The following is a 15871-nucleotide window of genomic DNA, read 5'->3' as shown; positions in this document are numbered from 1 at the left end:
TTAATGACATTGCTCGCCGGGAGGCGAGCGACTGCTCCCCGGGTTTTTTATTTTTCTCTCACACCTACGGCAATCCTTCTGTCTTTCTTCCTTTCTTCATCAGGCGCATCTGCAGCAGCTTTCGCAAATTGAGATCCATAACCTTCGGCGCCGGCGATCTGCTTATTATTAACCCCCTTGGCTTTCAGTGAACCGGATACAGTATTCGCACGGTCCTGGCTCAGTTTCATGTTCACTTTTTCATCTCCGCTCTTATCTGTATACCCACCGATCTTGATCACCAATTTCGGATATGCCTTGAGGATAGCAGCAATATTATTCACCTGCACCATGCTTTCCTCTGTGAGCTCTGCACTGCCTGTTTTGAAATTGAGGTTATCGAAATCGAACCAAACATCTTTTCCTCCTTTGGAATTGGGATCATTGAGGAAGGAAACGAGCTTGTCTTCGATGCCGCCTCTGTAAGCATCCAGTTCGGACCCGTCCGGCAGTCTAACCTTGATGGATTCAGGTGCAGGCGCTGCGCTGATAGAACTTGTGGTATCCGGCGCCGGTGAGGTTTGTTCGGTGGGCGGTGTAACAGCCATTTCATCATTTTTACCTTTTCCTCTCAGGAAATAGATCAGGGCCAGTATCACCAGCAAGGCCAGGAGAAGTGGCCAAAGCCATTTAGCGCCTCCTTTTGCTTTTTCAGCAGTATCGTGCGCATAAGCGGTAGCGGTACCTGCCACATGTTTCACAGAGCCGGTAGCGCCTCCGAGTAGGCCAGACAATTTATTGCCGAGGTCGCTGAGACTTCCCAACCCCAATGCACCTGCGATATTCAGCCCTGAAGGCACTGCGCTCAGGATACTGTCTTTCTGTTCAGCCAGCCAGCTGGTAAGGCCGCTTACGCCCATATTGTTTTGCGTAACCTGTTTTCCAACTGCTCCCAGCGCAGCGGGTGCGGCTACACTAAGCAGTGATGATGCGGATGACTCGCGTATACCTCCGAAATTGGCGATCATACTTGTGATGGAACTGGTTTTGTCGCCGAATAACCCTTTCAGCATGTCCATGCCTTTTCCTAATGGGTTACCGCCTCCCAGGAGGCCGCTGAGATTGCCCAGCATTCCGCTACCGGACGCATCTTTGGAAAGGTTCAGTAGACTGGCAGCGCCATCAGCTGAACCGGCTTTATTGAGTAAACCAGTAAGCACTGCAGGAATAGCACCACTAACTGCCTTTTGTATTCCACCCTCGCTTTCACCAAAAGATGATGCCATCTTACTGATGAGGTCGCTGGTAAATAATCCTTTCACCGAATCGAGAAGATTGAATGACATAAGAGAAAGTTTATAGGTTATCAAATAGAAATAAATAAAGCACACGCATGGGACTTCTGTACCACGGTTCAGGCAGGGGGTAAACGGTGAAGTTTACAATCAATGATTGGGATGAAGGGGGTTAACTTTTGGTAGGTAATAACTGCAGGATCAGGTTTGGATCAGGACAATTGGAAAAGTATTTATCGCGCTCAGACCATTTACAAACTCCGGGATAATCACCTTCTTTGAGTTCCATATCCAGGACCACCTGAAAATGCAGGTGTGGTGGCCAGTTGCCGTTCTCAGACGGGGTACCGAAATGGGCTATTGGTTGTCCAAAGATAATGTATTGTCCGGCTGAAAGCGTCTGTATATCTTTCAAACTGAGATGGCCGTACAAAGTATAAAAAGGCATTCCATCCAGTTGATGCAACAGAACAAGCGTGGCGCCGTAATCGCCATCCGCTTTATTATACGCGTAACTATGGACCATTCCTCCCATGAATGCATATACCGGAGTGCCGGCTGGTCCCCAGATATCGATGCCCAGGTGAACGGTTCGCGGTTCATCGCCAGGCTTTTCCCCAGCAAAGAGAGGGGTCTGGTAAACTTTCCTGTTTTCCCTGTAACCTCCGATGGCAAAGCGGCAACCAGCCCGCTCCAACTGCTGGTTGATCCACTGCGCAAAACGGTTGGTATCTGCCAGTACCTCATTGGAGAGTGAACAGTTTTGCTCACTCAGATCGAGCGTCAGCAGTTTTTCTTCGGGCTCCGTTTTCACAACAGGGTGGAAAGTGGACTGGTATTTCCGGATGATATTGCTGAAAGGGGAATCCATTGTACTGAAAGATAACGCTATATCACCACATTCACCATCTTTCCTTTCACGAAGATGATCTTCTTGTGGGGCTTACCTTCCAGCCATTTCTGCACCACGTCATTGGCCAGTACTACCTGCTCCACTTCCTGCTGCGAAGCTTCCAGGCTAAGCACCAGGGTAGTTCTCAATTTTCCATTGATGGAGATCGGATATTCCTTGCTGGTTTCAACAAGGTATTTCTCTTCTGCAACAGGGTAAGCTGCATCCAGCACAGAACCTGCATTGCCGAGCAATTGCCAGAGCTCTTCGCTCACGTGCGGTGCGTATGGAGTGAGAAGAATAATCAGTTTTTCCAGCGCTTCCTTTTTGGTGCATTTGAGCTCATTGAGCTCATTCACACAAACCATGAAGGCGCTCACTGCGGTATTGAAACTCCAGCGTTCAGTATCTTCTTCAATCTTCTTAATGGCTTTGTGGATCACTTTCCATTCAGCGTCTGTGGCTTTCTCGTTCGTCCAAACCTGTCCTTTGGTTTCATCATAGAACAGGCGCCAGAATTTTTTGAGGAAACGATGAACGCCTTCAATACCTTTTACGTCCCAGGGTTTGGAGGCTTCCAAAGGCCCGAGGAACATTTCGTACATGCGGAAAGTATCCGCTCCGTATTTGGCTACCACCTGGTCAGGGTTGCTGACATTGAAGTATGATTTGCTCATTTTCTCGATGGCAGCGCCACAGATATATTTACCATCTTCCAGAATGAATGTGGCATCTGCAAAATCAGGTGTCCATTTTTTGAATGCTTCGATATCTAACTCCAACCCATCCACGATATTGATATCCACGTGCAACGGATCAGCTTCATACTGATCTTTCAATCCGGCAGAAACAAATTGATTGGTATTCCGAACGCGATAAACGAATTTGGATTCAGCGGTGATCTTGCCCTGGTTGATCAGCTTTTTGAAAGGCTCATCAAAACCGAGATAACCGAGATCATGCAACACTTTCACCCAAAGGCGTGAGTAAAGCAAGTGTGCCACTGCGTGCTCTGAGCCACCAACGTACACGTCTACCTGCCCCCAGTAATCCAGCGCTTTGCGGTCTGCAAACACTTCTGTATTGTGAGGATCTGTATAGCGAAGGAAATACCAGGCCGCACCTGCGTGGGTGGGCATGGTGTTGGTATCATGCTTTTCCGTTTCTGAAATATTCACCCATGTAGGGATATTGGCCAGCGGCCCCTCGCCGGTTCCGGAAGGCTTGAAATCATCGCTGGGCGGTAGTTCCAGCGGGAGGTCCTTCGCATCCATCGCATAAGGGATATCGTTTTTGAAAACGATGGGGAAGGGCTCGCCCCAGTAACGCTGACGGCTCCAGCCGGCATCGCGCATTTTGAAATTCACCTGGCGTTTACCGATACCCAGTTCTTCCACTTTTTTCAATACTACTTCAATGGCATCGCGCATAACCATTCCATCCAGGAAATCGGAATTTCCGAGAATAGCATCCTTGGTAGGATTGGCTTCCTTACCATCATAGGCATCGCCGATGATATTGGTGATAGGAATATCGAAATGAACGGCGAATTTATGATCGCGCTCATCGCCGCAGGGAACGGCCATGATGGCGCCTGTTCCATATCCGGCGAGCACATACTCGGAGATCCACACAGGGATCTCACGGCCATTGAAAGGATTGATGGCATAAGCGCCGGTGAAGCAACCGGTGATCTTCTTCACTTCGGCCATGCGCTCCACTTCGGAACGGCTTTGCACATACTGGAGATATTCATCCACTGCCTGCTGACGATCTGCCGCAGTGATCTCTTTCACCATATCATGCTCGGGAGCCACTACCATGAAGTCCACACCAAAGATGGTATCAGGTCTGGTAGTGAACACCGTCATATCGGTTACAGTATTCTTTTCGCTTTTCAATTTAAAATTGATCTCAGCACCATAGCTCTTACCGATCCAGTTGCGCTGGATCTCTTTCATGGAGTCTGAGAAATCAACCACTTCCAGTCCCTGCAATAATCTTTCTGCATATTCTGTGATGCGCAGGTTCCACTGGCGCATTTTCTTCTTGATAACGGGGAAGCCACCACGATAGCTGACGCCATTGATCACTTCATCGTTGGCGAGTACAGTGCCAAGGGCTTCGCACCAGTTAACATCCGTGTGGGCGAGGTAGGCAAGCCGGTACTGCATGAGGATCTCACGCCGCGCCACTTCGTCCCATTTCTTCCACTCTTCAGCGGTGAAAGTCCTGTTGCCATTGGGGGCCTCATATTTGTTGTTAGGGAAAGGATGGTTGGCATTCCCTTCTTTTTCAAAAGAAGCGATCAGCCCTTCCAGCTTTTCCGCCTTATTGGTTTGTCGGTTGTAGAAGCTCTCAAACAATTGCAGGAAGATCCACTGCGTCCACTTGTAGTAAGATGGATCGCAGGTGCGGACTTCGCGGCTCCAGTCGTAGCTGAACCCGATATTGTCGAGCTGGCGGCGGAATGTTTCGATATTGGCCTCGGTGCTCACGGCAGGATGGATGCCGCGTTCGATGGCATATTGTTCAGCAGGCAGACCAAAAGCGTCGTATCCCATGGGGTGCAGTACATTGAAACCTTTCAGTCTTTTGTAGCGGGCGTAGATATCGCTGGCCACATAACCTAGCGGATGCCCCACGTGCAGACCCGCTCCGCTTGGATAAGGGAACATATCCAGCACATAAGCTTTGGGTTTTGTACTGTTGTTACTGGTCTTGTATGCGCCGGAAGCGATCCACTGCGCCTGCCATTTCTTTTCAATATCTCTGAAATTGTATTCCATGCCTTGTCCGTTACAGAACGGAAATTTTTATGTTTTATACAAAAGTTGAGGAAACGTTAAAAGCCTTTACCCTCAGAATTTTCCGGGCTTTTCAATCGTTAGAGGGGCATCAAAAATACGGATTATCCTGTTTAAACGGCCCAAATCAGCTATTTTTGCTCCACTACTAACCCATCAAAAATTTTATTTCATGGCTCAAATCGGAAAGGCTTCGGCCAAGCGTTCCAAGCCGTCATACTTTATGGCGATCCTCGGGGTAACCATTGTACTTTTTTTAGTTGGCATCTTTGGGTGGCTTTTGCTGAATGCAAAGCGGTATACCGAAGAACTGCGGGAAGGAGTGAAAGTACAGATCTATCTCCGGAACAATGTAACGCCTACCGATATAGAAGGACTGAAGACTTACCTGGTTGCCCAGCCCTATACCAAGAGCGTGGAATACATCGATAAAGAAGCTGCCAAGAAGAAATGGATGACAGATGAAGGTCAGGATTTCTCTGCATTGCTTGACGAGAACCCGCTTCCAGCCTCATTCGACCTCAATCTCAAAGCAACATATGTTCAGAAAGACACAGTAGCCAGTATCAAGGCCGACCTGGAAAAGCAGGCCCTGGTAGTGGAAAGCGTGAAATACCCGGCATTTATCGTGGAGAAGATGGGTTCCACCGTTCGGGTAGGATTGATCGTTTTTGCTATCCTGGCCGGCATCTTCTGTATACTTAGTATCGTTTTGATCGATAATACTATTCGTCTCGCGATGTACAGCAACCGCTTCCTGATCAAAACCATGCAGATGGTTGGCGCAACGAGGGGCTTCATTTCGCGGCCCATGAATGTGCGGGCCATTGTGAATGGCACCATCTCAGCCATGATCGCCATTGCATTGATCTATGGATTGATGACCCTTTCCGAATCTTTCCTCCCTTATTTAAGGGACCTCCGCGATAACAGCAAACTCTTCCTCCTTTTCGGATTCCTGCTGGTCCTGGGCATCAGTATCAGCTTGTTCAGCACCTGGCGCAGCGTGGTAAAATACCTGAAGATGAAACTGGATGAACTGTATTAAAACCCCTATATTGCACACTCAATCATTGTACAATGGCTGATATTAAAGCAAAAAGCAATACTTCAACAACAAGCAGCAACCTGTTCGGAAGAGAAAATTATATGTGGATCCTGATCGGACTGGCAGTGATGGTGCTCGGCATTATCCTGATGGCTGGTGGCAAAAGCAAAGACCCCAATGTATTCCTCGATTCCGATGTGTATAGTACCACCCGTATCACTGTTGCACCTATCCTCATCCTGCTGGGCCTGGGCATTGAAGTATTTGCGATCTTCCGCAAGCCGAAAGCATAATGTAAAATCCGTACAATGAGTTTACCCGAGGCAATCATCATTGCCATAGTAGAAGGCATTACTGAATACTTACCTGTTTCGTCCACCGGGCATATGATCATCGCCAGCAGCCTGATGGGTATCCATAAAGAAGAGTTCACCAAGCTGTTTGAAGTTGCGGTACAACTTGGCGCCATCCTGGCGGTAGTGGTATTGTACTGGAGAAAATTCTTCGATTTCAAACGCTGGCAGTTCTACGCTAAACTGATCATTGCCGTTATACCAGCCCTGGTGCTGGGAAAATTGTTTTCCGATAAGATCGATGCCATGCTGGAAAGCCCAACAACAGTAGCGATCACATTACTGCTTGGTGGCGTGGTACTGCTTTTCATAGACAGGCTGTTCACAAAGAATGATATCGATACAGAAGAAAGGATCTCTTTCAGAAGAGCATTCATCATCGGCCTCTGGCAATGTCTGGCCATGGTCCCGGGCATGAGCCGCAGCGCTTCTTCCATTATCGGTGGTATGCAGCAGAAATTATCGCGCAGACTGGCCGCAGAGTTCTCTTTCTTCCTGGCAGTGCCTACCATGTGTGCGGCCACCGGGTATACCCTTTTCCTGAAAGACGTTGAAACAGGAGGCGTTCAACAAAAAGGGTATGAGCTGATACTTGCTTCCTCTGATAATATCACGGCATTCATCGTTGGTAATATTGTGGCTTTTGTGGTAGCAATGCTCGCTATCAAATTTTTCATCGGCTTCCTGCAACGCTATGGCTTCCGCCTGTTTGGATGGTACCGCATTATCGCCGGTATCCTGTTGCTGATCCTGATCTACACAGGTGTGATCCACAGTTGATACAGGAACCACCCTTTTCCCTGTAACCGTTCAACCACTGCACATGCAAACAACTGCATCAAAAAAAGTCATTAATGGCTGGGCCATTTATGATTGGGCCAATTCGGTGTATAACCTGGTTATTACCACCACATTTTTCCCGATCTATTTTGCGGCTGTTACGGCTGATAAATATGGCGCCAACTCCGTTCCCTTCCTCGGAAGGGAATATGTGAATACTTCCCTGTATGATTACTCTATCTCCGTTGCCTACCTGATCATTGCATTGATGTATCCCATTCTTACCTCCATTGCTGATACGAGAGGTAACAAGAAGCAGTTTATGCGCTTCTTTTGTTATTTAGGCGCAGTAGGTTGTTCAGCGCTTTTTTTCTTCGATATTGAAAATGTGTCAGTAGGATTCGGCGTATTTTTCTTCATGCTCGCAGCCATTGGTTGGGCAGGAAGTTTGGTTTTCTACAACTCCTACCTTCCTGAGATCGCAGCACCGAAAGACATGGACCGCATCAGTGCACGTGGCTTCTCCTTCGGATATGTAGGAAGCGTGATCTGCCAGCTCATCGGTTTTGTGCTGATCTTACTAATGACAGATGCAGGTGAGGCATCCCGTTATACCTTCCTCCTTGTTGGCATCTGGTGGTTTGCCTTTGCACAGATCACTTTCAGGAGATTACCCAAATCCACTCCCAGCAACCAGGTACATGAAAAGAGCTTTCTCACGGAAGGCTTTCATGAAATGAAAAAAGTATATGCGCAGGTAACCAAACTGCCCGTGCTCAAACGTTTTCTCCGCGGCTTCTTTTTTTACAGCATGGGCGTTCAAACCGTGATGCTGGCTGCTACACTATTCGGGGCAAAACTGCTGCAACTGGACCAGACAAAACTCATCCTCACTGCCGTGATCATACAATTGGTAGCAATACTCGGAGCCTGGGGAATGGCAAGGCTGTCAGCACGACTTGGAAATATTCAGGTACTCATGGGCGTGGTAGCTTTCTGGATCCTGATCTGTATCGGCGCTTTCTTTACTGCTGAAGTGAAAGAGAATGGCGGCGATCCCGAATTTCTTTTTTATGGACTTGCCGTTGCGGTAGGACTGGTGATGGGCGGCATTCAATCCCTCAGCCGCAGTACCTATTCCAAACTGATGCCCGAAACAAAGGATACAGCATCTTTCTTCAGTTACTATGACCTTACTGAAAAAATAGCGATAGTGGTGGGTATGTTCTCCTTCGGATTTATTGAAGAACTCACCAAAGATCACGGCGGTATGAAAAATTCGGTACTGTCTTTGATCGTCTTTTTCTTTATCGGCTTTATCTGGCTGATCTCCGCGCTCATGAAACAGAAACAATTAAACAAAGCCATTCAATAATCTAATCATTGCCATGAAACTCTACACGATCCATACCGGTAATTTCAAACTCGACGGAGGCGCTATGTTCGGCGTTGTTCCCAAAACCATCTGGAACAAACTCAACCCCGCAGACGAACTCAACCTTTGCAACTGGGCCATGCGCTGCCTCCTCATCGAAGACGGAAATAGACTGATCCTGGTAGACAATGGCATCGGCGATAAACAGGACGCGAAATTCTTCGGACATTATCATTTGAACGGAGATCAAACGCTTGATAAATCCCTGGCCGAACATGGCTTTCACAGAAACGATATCACGGACGTTTTCTTAACGCATCTGCATTTCGACCACTGCGGCGGCAGTATTATCCGAGAAGGCGACAAATTAGTTCCTGCATTCAAAAACGCAACGTACTGGAGCAATCTCCGTCACTGGGAATGGGCCACCCAACCCAATGATCGCGAGAAAGCATCTTTCCTGAAAGACAATATCATGCCGATCCAGGAAAGCGGGCAACTGAAATTCATCGAACCAGTTGATGGCGTTCCTTTCGGGGAAGGTATTTCAGTACGCTATGTACACGGTCATACAGACGCAATGATGCTGCCACAGATCAGCTATAAAGGCAAGACAATCCTGTTCATGGCCGACTTGCTTCCCAGCATCGGCCATATCCCATTGCCTTATGTGATGGCTTATGATATGTTCCCACTGACTACACTAAATGAGAAAAAACTTTTCCTGCAGGAGGCGCTGGATAACGAATACATCCTTTTCTTTGAGCATGATCCCCTGCATGAATGCTGCACATTGGGTATGACAGAGAAGGGCATACGACAAAAAGAAATGTTCAGGTTGAGCGAGATATAATTAACAAAAGCGCCCGGTCAGGCGCTTTTGTCATTAAAGCTGAAGAAGAATAGTTTTCAGATGAATCCGTCCGGTTTTGTTTTATTAGGAATTTTCTTCCAACCGGGTAGTCCCTATGGTCTCTATAAGCTGATCAGCGAACTCAGCCTATGCCGCAGGTTCCTGTAACTGATCATATCCACTTTCACGCTACCTACAGAGATCGGGCTCTCGATACGTACGGGAATACGATTGGCGTCGTCACTCACCCATACCGTCATCTTTTCACCGCCTTCGAAAATGGTCCCCTTGATCAGCAGGGGTTTGAATTTGATTGCGCGGAATTTACCGTATTTGGTTTTTACTGTTTCTTTTCCCAGGTAACGGATATACATTTCATACACTTCATTATCGAGGAACATGCTGAAAGTGATCTTATCATTTGGCTTTAAAGAATTGAAATCGATATTACGGGCATAGAAGATAGCACTCAATACATCCTGTACACATTCCGGCGTTTTGAAAACACCATTGTTGGTAACAGCCGTATTGGTGGTCTTATTGAATGTGACATGCTCGTATTTCTTGTAACCGCCTTCATCGATATTGCGGATGAAACGATAAGGCTGCAGTGTAGCCGTATCGATATAAGTCTCGTACTTGTCGCGGACCTTGAAAAAATTATCGTAAAAACTATAGGTTTTGCCATCACCCACTATATGATAAACAGGCTTGTTGTTGAGCCGCTCCAGCTTTGTATTGAAAGTAGCTTCGCCGGCGCCAAAATAAGCGCCCACCACTGTATAGAATACCTTGAAGGTGATTTGCTCGCCAGCTGCAAATGAAGTATTGCGCAGGTTGCAGAAACCATTGCCGGCCTCCAGGGGAAAGCTGGCCATGATCAGTATTGCCAATAAACCAGTTCTATAGAGTTTCATGTATAGCTCGTCTGATTAAATATATAAATAAAATTTCGTATATATCCTATCTGTTCCTGAATATGCGGATACTTAAAATTAATAAACTTCCAACCAAAGCCGGTATTACCAGATTGATAACCCATATAGACAACGAAGTTGCCAGCACCCCTATCATATTGGTGCTAAAAAATTGTACCAGCTCTATACTGGCCTTCCATCTTACGCCCAGTTCGGTAATCATTGCTATGGAAGGCACTATAGCCAGCACCAGGAACACAACAGACATGGACGCGAATGTTTCCGCAAAGCTCAGGTCCACGTCAAAAACATCAAAGAGCAGGTAATACTGGGCTATAAAAACAAAATAGCGTATTATACTTAAAGACAAGATCCTCCAGAGGATAGTTGCGTTAAAAGAATCTAAAACCCTGATATACTGCACCAGTTTCCCCAACTTCGGGATCATTTCCAATAGTTTCACCAACCATGCCAGTTTGAAGAAAAGCAACGTTAAAACGATGCAGCCCAGGATCGTAATCCATAAAACAGTATTGGTCCAGAACAATAGTGAGTCATCTAACGGTGCTGTATGCGAAATAACATTCCGCAGGTACAGTAATCCCGCAATACCAGTAATGAGGGTAACCAGCAATTGCGCCATACTGCAAACGATGGTTACGGAGATGGCCTGGATACGCTTCCCCTCTTCTATATAAAGGATCCTTCCCAGGTACTCGCCAATACGATTAGGTGTAAAGAAAGCCATGGTAGTACCGGTAAAGATGGCTTTGAGACATTGCAGCAGGTTGATCGGCTGCAGCCTGGTCACCGCTACCTGCCACTTACGCGCCTCGATGGTCCAGTTGATCAGCATCAGCACACATACCAACATAAATTTCCAAATATGCATCCCTTCGAAAGCCAGTTTGATCTGGAGAAAAGATTCCTCCCAGTTGGGCTGCCTGTTCAACTGCCTGTAGATGCTCCAGGCCAGCAGGCAAAACACCAGTGGCCCGATCACATAGTTGAGGATTAATTTGATATTTTTGTTCAGTGGTTTCAACAGATTTACAATATTAATCGAATCCCCGGCACTTCCCTTGCAAAACAATTCTAAAATAATTCTTGGTATCGATCCTGGTACACTGCTCATGGGTTACAGCGTTATTGCAGCTTCTCCCTCTTCAGTAAAAGTGATTGAAATGGATGTACTGAGACTGAGCAGTAAAAAAGAACATTATGAAAGACTGCAACTCATTCACCAGCGCATTTGTTCACTGATACTTGAATTCAAACCAAAGTACTGCGCCATCGAAGCGCCCTTCTTTGGCAAAAACGTACAGAGTATGTTGAAGCTGGGCAGGGCTCAGGGGGTGGCAATTGCGGCGGCAATGCAGGCGGGGCTGGAGGTTCACGAGTATTCTCCCAAAAAGATCAAACAATCTATCACCGGCAATGGCAACGCTGATAAAGAACAGGTCTGGAAAATGCTGCAACAGATACTCAGTCTCCAGGATGCCTGGATCCATACACACGATATGTCTGATGCACTGGCCGTAGCCGTCTGCCACCATTTCCAGGACAAACCTTTCCTGGGCAACCAGGGCAAAGTACTAAAAGGATGGGAAGACTTCATCAAAAAAAATCCATCACGCATCCGTCCTGCCAAATAAATTTTCGATTACAGGTGAAGGTTAGACAGGATCTTATCCTGAGCCAGCTTCAATTGTTCAGGGCCCACTTTGATCTTTCCCTTAGTAAAGTTCAGATCATCTATACTGTTGATGGGCACCAGGTGCAGGTGGGCATGCGGCACTTCCAGACCTACCACGGCCATGCCTACCCGGTTACAGGGAAAGCTCAGTTCAATAGCCTTTGCAATGGGTTTTGCAAATACCAGGATCTCCGCCAGATAGGTATCAGGCACTTCAAAGAATTTATCCGTTTCAATCTTCGGCACTACCAGAACATGACCTTCGGTTAATGGGAAGATATCCAGGAATGCATAGAACTTATCGTTCTCGGCAATTTTGTAGGAGGGAATTTCCCCGGCTATGATCTTTGAAAATATTGTCATGAAACAAAACTAAGGAAGAACCGCCAATAAAAAAGCCCCGTTACCGGGGCTGTTATCTAAGCAGTGATGTCTAATATTTTGAACTTGACCAATCCTGCCGGCACCTGCACTTCGGCAACTTCGCCTACTGCTTTGCCCAACAGACCTTTTCCTATTGGAGAAGCAACAGAGATCTTACCTTGTTTCAGGTCAGCTTCCTTTTCAGAAACGATATGATAGGTGTGCTGTTTCTTTGTATTGAGATTGGTTAATGTAACTTTTGTAAGGATAGACACTTTACTGGTGTCTACATTATCAGCTTCCAGCACACGGGCGCTGGCAACATCGCTTTCCAATTTTTTGATCTTGGCTTCCAGGATTCCCTGGGCCTCTTTGGCAGCATCGTATTCGGCATTTTCTTTCAGGTCGCCTTTCTCGCGGGCTTCCGCGATGGCCCTGGCTGCTGCAGGTCTGTCAGAAGTACGCATACTGTGCAGCTCTTGTTTCATTTGCTCCAGTGTTTCTTTGCTTACATACAAAACACTCATTGTAACCTCCTTCTTTTTGCAGGAAGCATTTGTTTTTTTGCTTCCGAAAATAGAAAAAAAGAACAACGCCTCAGTGGGTGCTGAAGCGTTGCACGATTATGTTTCAAAGCAAATATAATGGATTTCTCCTTACAAACCTTACTACAATTTCAATTTTTCCAGCGTAACGGCCGCCATTTTATAGAAGGCTTCGTGGCTGTATCCTGCAATATGCGGAGTTACTATCACATTGGGTTGCGCAGTAAGCCATTGCAATCGCTCCTTCTCTTTTTCCGTATAAAGTTCAAGCTTTTCATTTTCAAGCACATCAAGTCCGGCCCCTGCAATAGCGCCGTTTTTCAGGGCCGTGATCACCGCCGCCGTATCATGGACCTTGCCCCTGCTTGCATTCAGGAAATAAGGTTTGTTCTTCAATGAATTGAAGAATGGGTCATTGGCATAATGAAAAGTTTCGTCGGTCAGCGGCAGGTGCATGCTGATCACATCGGCATAGCGGGCGATCTGCTCCGGATTGGCTTCATGCACAAACCCTTTCGCAAATCCCTGGTTGTATTTATCATAAGCCAGTACTGTAACGCCAAATGGTTCCAGCAACCTGGCAAAAGCGCTTCCTGTATTTCCGTATCCAATGATACCAACCGTTTTTCCACTCAGTTCAGTACCCCGGTTGCCATCGCGCACCCATTTGAACTCCTTCACTTCGCACTGGCTCAGTGTAATCCTGTTCATGAGGTTGAGCAACATACCGAGAACATGTTCAGCAACGGCATTGCGATTTCCTTCCGGGCTGCTCACACAGAGAATGCCCCTGCTCTCTGCAAAAGGCACATCAATCAGTTCCATTCCGCTGCCCAGCCGGCCGATCCATCTCAGCTGATCTGCTTTCTCCAGCATTGGCCTGTCGATTTTCAAACGGGTGGTAACGATCAGCCCTGTAATATCAGCGATCTTATCACTCAGTTCTTCGTAAGATATAGTTGGAAGATATTCCGTTTCAAATCCTCTGGCCGTCAACTGTTCTATGAGGTATGGGTGCACCTTTGCGGTGATAATGACTTTCTTCATTTTATCTCATTATGAATGTCAGCGCTGCAAAATCAGCAACCGACAATTGTTCTGCTCTTTTGTTGAAAATTCCATCCTGCAATTTATCCGGCTCAAACAATCCTTTCACTGCATTCCGCAGGGTCTTACGTCTTTGATTGAACGCAGTTTTCACCAACAGGGAAAGATGTTTATCACTACGGATATTCACTGGCTCTTTGAGTGGCGTCATCCGGATCACGGCGCTTTTCACTTTGGGGGGAGGATTGAAAGCGTTTTCATCCACTTCGAACAAATAATCCACTTTGAAGTAGGCCTGCATCAGCACGCTGGTAACGCCATAGACCTTATTGCCTTCTCTGGCAGCCACGCGCTGCGCCACTTCTTTCTGGAACATGCCCACCATACTTTCTACCTGCGCCCGCCATTCCTGCACCTTGAAAAGTATTTCAGTGGAAATATTATAAGGGAAATTGCCCACCACAGTGAAGGGGCCTTCAAAGGGAGGATCGATGTCCAGCACGCTCTTATGGATGATCTTTCCCTCCAGTGCCGGGTAATTTTTCAGTAACCAGGCCACTTTCTCATCATCCAGCTCCACACAGCGGAAATCGATACCCGGCAGCTTCAGCAGGTACTTCGTAAGAGCGCCCCCTCCGGGCCCCACTTCCAGCAGTTTTTGAAATGGATATTCCTCCAAAGACTGCACAATACGCTGGCAGATGCTCTCATCCTTCAGAAAATGCTGCCCTAAGGATTTTTTAAGTGTATACATGAGCAGCAAAAATACGTAATTTAGGCCCCTGAATTATTCAATATGAGTGCACAACAACACAAACCAGTAATCGGCATTTCCATCGGCGACCTGAATGGCATCGGACCGGAATTAGTGATCAAGACCTTTGCTGACCACCGGATACTTGAAATGTGCACCCCTATTATCTTCACCTCCAACAAGGTGATCAACTTCTATCGCAAAGGCATCCCCGATACCAATTTCAATTACCAGAACATCAAAGACTTCACCCGTATCAACCACAAGCAGATAAATATTTTCAACTGCTGGGAGGAAGATGTGAATATCCAGCCGGGCCAGCTCACCGAAGTGGCCGGTAAATACGCTGTGAAATCCCTTATGGCGGCCGTGCAGGCTTTGAAGGAACAAAAGATCCAGGGACTGGTAACAGCACCCATCCATAAGAAGAATGTACAATCAGCAGAGTTCAATTATACAGGTCATACGCCATTCCTTAAAAATGCATTCGGCATGCAGGACGTACTGATGCTGATGACCTCCGGCAATTTCAGGGTAGCGCTGCTCAGCGAGCATGTTCCACTGGCCGAAGCTGCCAAACATGTTACACGTGAGAACATCCTTTCCAAACTGAATATCCTCAACAATTCCCTGATCCGCGATTTCGGGATCGATAAACCAAAGATCGCTGTGCTGGGACTCAATCCACACGCAGGTGATGAAGGACTGATCGGGAAAGAGGAAGAAGAGATCATCAAACCAGCCATCAAAGAAGCCAAACGCAATATGATGGTGATAGGGCCATTCAGTCCCGATGCTTTCTTCGCACGCAGACATTTCGAAAAGTTCGATGCAGTACTGGCCATGTACCACGATCAGGGCCTGATCCCTTTCAAATCTCTCGCCATCGGCGAAGGTGTAAATTACACTGCCGGTCTGCCTGCAGTAAGAACTTCTCCCGATCATGGCACTGCCTTCGATATTGCCGGTAAGAACAAAGCCGATCACGCTTCATTCCTCACTGCCATTTATGAGTGTATCGATATCATCCAGCAAAGAATCGAATACAAAGAGAACCATAAGAACCCTCTCAAGAAAATAACCAACCAGCTTCTCGCCAACGCAGTGGATGAAAAGATCGAATTATCAGAAGACAGCGAAGGATAATTCCATTTTCTGATCCCCTGG

The 15871-nt window shown here is 46.9% G+C and carries 16 protein-coding genes; 7 read left to right on the top strand and 9 right to left on the bottom strand.

Annotated features, from left to right (window positions below; all coding sequences use genetic code 11):
- Positions 1–47 precede the first annotated feature (47 nt).
- The 3 genes from D9Y29_RS14630 to leuS all read right to left on the bottom strand — a co-directional run bounded on the left by D9Y29_RS14630 (position 48) and on the right by leuS (position 4955).
- Entirely contained in the window at positions 48–1325 is a 1278-nt protein-coding gene (locus D9Y29_RS14630) for an OmpA family protein (RefSeq protein ID WP_127129408.1), read from the bottom strand.
- Between the two features lie 121 nt (positions 1326–1446).
- Positions 1447–2145 (bottom strand): peptidoglycan DD-metalloendopeptidase family protein, encoded by a 699-nt coding sequence (locus D9Y29_RS14625; RefSeq protein ID WP_127129406.1) that lies wholly within the window; start codon positions 2143–2145, stop codon positions 1447–1449.
- Positions 2146–2162: 17 nt separating this feature from the next.
- On the bottom strand, positions 2163–4955 hold the full coding sequence (leuS, locus tag D9Y29_RS14620) for a leucine--tRNA ligase (RefSeq protein WP_127129404.1): 2793 nt from the start codon (positions 4953–4955) through the stop codon (positions 2163–2165).
- A 190-nt stretch (positions 4956–5145) separates the two neighbouring features.
- Here leuS and D9Y29_RS14615 point away from each other — a divergent pair, with 190 nt between their 5' ends.
- The 5 genes from D9Y29_RS14615 to D9Y29_RS14595 are packed head-to-tail and all read left to right on the top strand — an operon-like array spanning position 5146 to position 9382.
- On the top strand, positions 5146–6021 hold the full coding sequence (locus tag D9Y29_RS14615) for a cell division protein FtsX (protein ID WP_127129402.1): 876 nt from the start codon (positions 5146–5148) through the stop codon (positions 6019–6021).
- Between the two features lie 32 nt (positions 6022–6053).
- Positions 6054–6314: a DUF3098 domain-containing protein gene (locus tag D9Y29_RS14610; protein ID WP_127129400.1), complete on the top strand. Its 261-nt coding sequence runs from the start codon at positions 6054–6056 to the stop codon at positions 6312–6314.
- A gap of 15 nt (positions 6315–6329) precedes the next feature.
- Positions 6330–7154: an undecaprenyl-diphosphate phosphatase gene (locus tag D9Y29_RS14605; RefSeq protein ID WP_127129398.1), complete on the top strand. Its 825-nt coding sequence runs from the start codon at positions 6330–6332 to the stop codon at positions 7152–7154.
- 43 nt (positions 7155–7197) lie between these two features.
- Positions 7198–8529, top strand: a complete 1332-nt coding sequence (locus tag D9Y29_RS14600) for an MFS transporter (RefSeq protein WP_127129396.1) — start codon at positions 7198–7200, stop codon at positions 8527–8529.
- A gap of 13 nt (positions 8530–8542) precedes the next feature.
- Complete coding sequence (locus D9Y29_RS14595; protein ID WP_127129394.1) at positions 8543–9382, top strand: MBL fold metallo-hydrolase; 840 nt, start codon at positions 8543–8545, stop codon at positions 9380–9382.
- Positions 9383–9504: 122 nt separating this feature from the next.
- Here D9Y29_RS14595 and D9Y29_RS14590 read toward each other — a convergent pair whose 3' ends face one another.
- Positions 9505–10299 (bottom strand): DUF3108 domain-containing protein, encoded by a 795-nt coding sequence (locus D9Y29_RS14590; protein WP_127129392.1) that lies wholly within the window; start codon positions 10297–10299, stop codon positions 9505–9507.
- 46 nt (positions 10300–10345) lie between these two features.
- A complete protein-coding gene (locus tag D9Y29_RS14585) occupies positions 10346–11344 on the bottom strand; it encodes a lysylphosphatidylglycerol synthase domain-containing protein (RefSeq protein WP_164735410.1) in 999 nt (332 codons plus the stop codon).
- A gap of 37 nt (positions 11345–11381) precedes the next feature.
- Between D9Y29_RS14585 and ruvC the strand changes: the two genes are divergently transcribed.
- On the top strand, positions 11382–11954 hold the full coding sequence (gene ruvC, locus D9Y29_RS14580; protein WP_127129388.1) for a crossover junction endodeoxyribonuclease RuvC: 573 nt from the start codon (positions 11382–11384) through the stop codon (positions 11952–11954).
- 8 nt (positions 11955–11962) lie between these two features.
- Here ruvC and D9Y29_RS14575 read toward each other — a convergent pair whose 3' ends face one another.
- The 4 genes from D9Y29_RS14575 to rsmA all read right to left on the bottom strand — a co-directional run bounded on the left by D9Y29_RS14575 (position 11963) and on the right by rsmA (position 14704).
- Positions 11963–12358 (bottom strand): HIT family protein, encoded by a 396-nt coding sequence (locus D9Y29_RS14575; protein ID WP_127129386.1) that lies wholly within the window; start codon positions 12356–12358, stop codon positions 11963–11965.
- A 56-nt stretch (positions 12359–12414) separates the two neighbouring features.
- Positions 12415–12885, bottom strand: a complete 471-nt coding sequence (gene greA, locus D9Y29_RS14570) for a transcription elongation factor GreA (protein WP_127129384.1) — start codon at positions 12883–12885, stop codon at positions 12415–12417.
- A 141-nt stretch (positions 12886–13026) separates the two neighbouring features.
- Positions 13027–13950, bottom strand: a complete 924-nt coding sequence (locus tag D9Y29_RS14565) for an NAD(P)-dependent oxidoreductase (RefSeq protein ID WP_127129381.1) — start codon at positions 13948–13950, stop codon at positions 13027–13029.
- Between the two features lies 1 nt (position 13951).
- Positions 13952–14704 (bottom strand): 16S rRNA (adenine(1518)-N(6)/adenine(1519)-N(6))-dimethyltransferase RsmA, encoded by a 753-nt coding sequence (rsmA, locus tag D9Y29_RS14560; RefSeq protein ID WP_127129379.1) that lies wholly within the window; start codon positions 14702–14704, stop codon positions 13952–13954.
- A gap of 42 nt (positions 14705–14746) precedes the next feature.
- Between rsmA and pdxA the strand changes: the two genes are divergently transcribed.
- Positions 14747–15850, top strand: coding sequence for a 4-hydroxythreonine-4-phosphate dehydrogenase PdxA (gene pdxA, locus D9Y29_RS14555; protein WP_127129377.1), 1104 nt, complete (start codon positions 14747–14749; stop codon positions 15848–15850).
- Positions 15851–15871: the final 21 nt, after the last annotated feature.

Source organism: Pseudoflavitalea rhizosphaerae (assembly GCF_003991355.1).
In the GTDB taxonomy this organism is placed as follows: Bacteria; Bacteroidota; Bacteroidia; order Chitinophagales; family Chitinophagaceae; genus Pseudobacter; species Pseudobacter rhizosphaerae.
The sequence above is the reverse complement of the archived record's forward strand: the minus strand, read 5'-3'. Positions and strand labels throughout refer to the sequence as shown.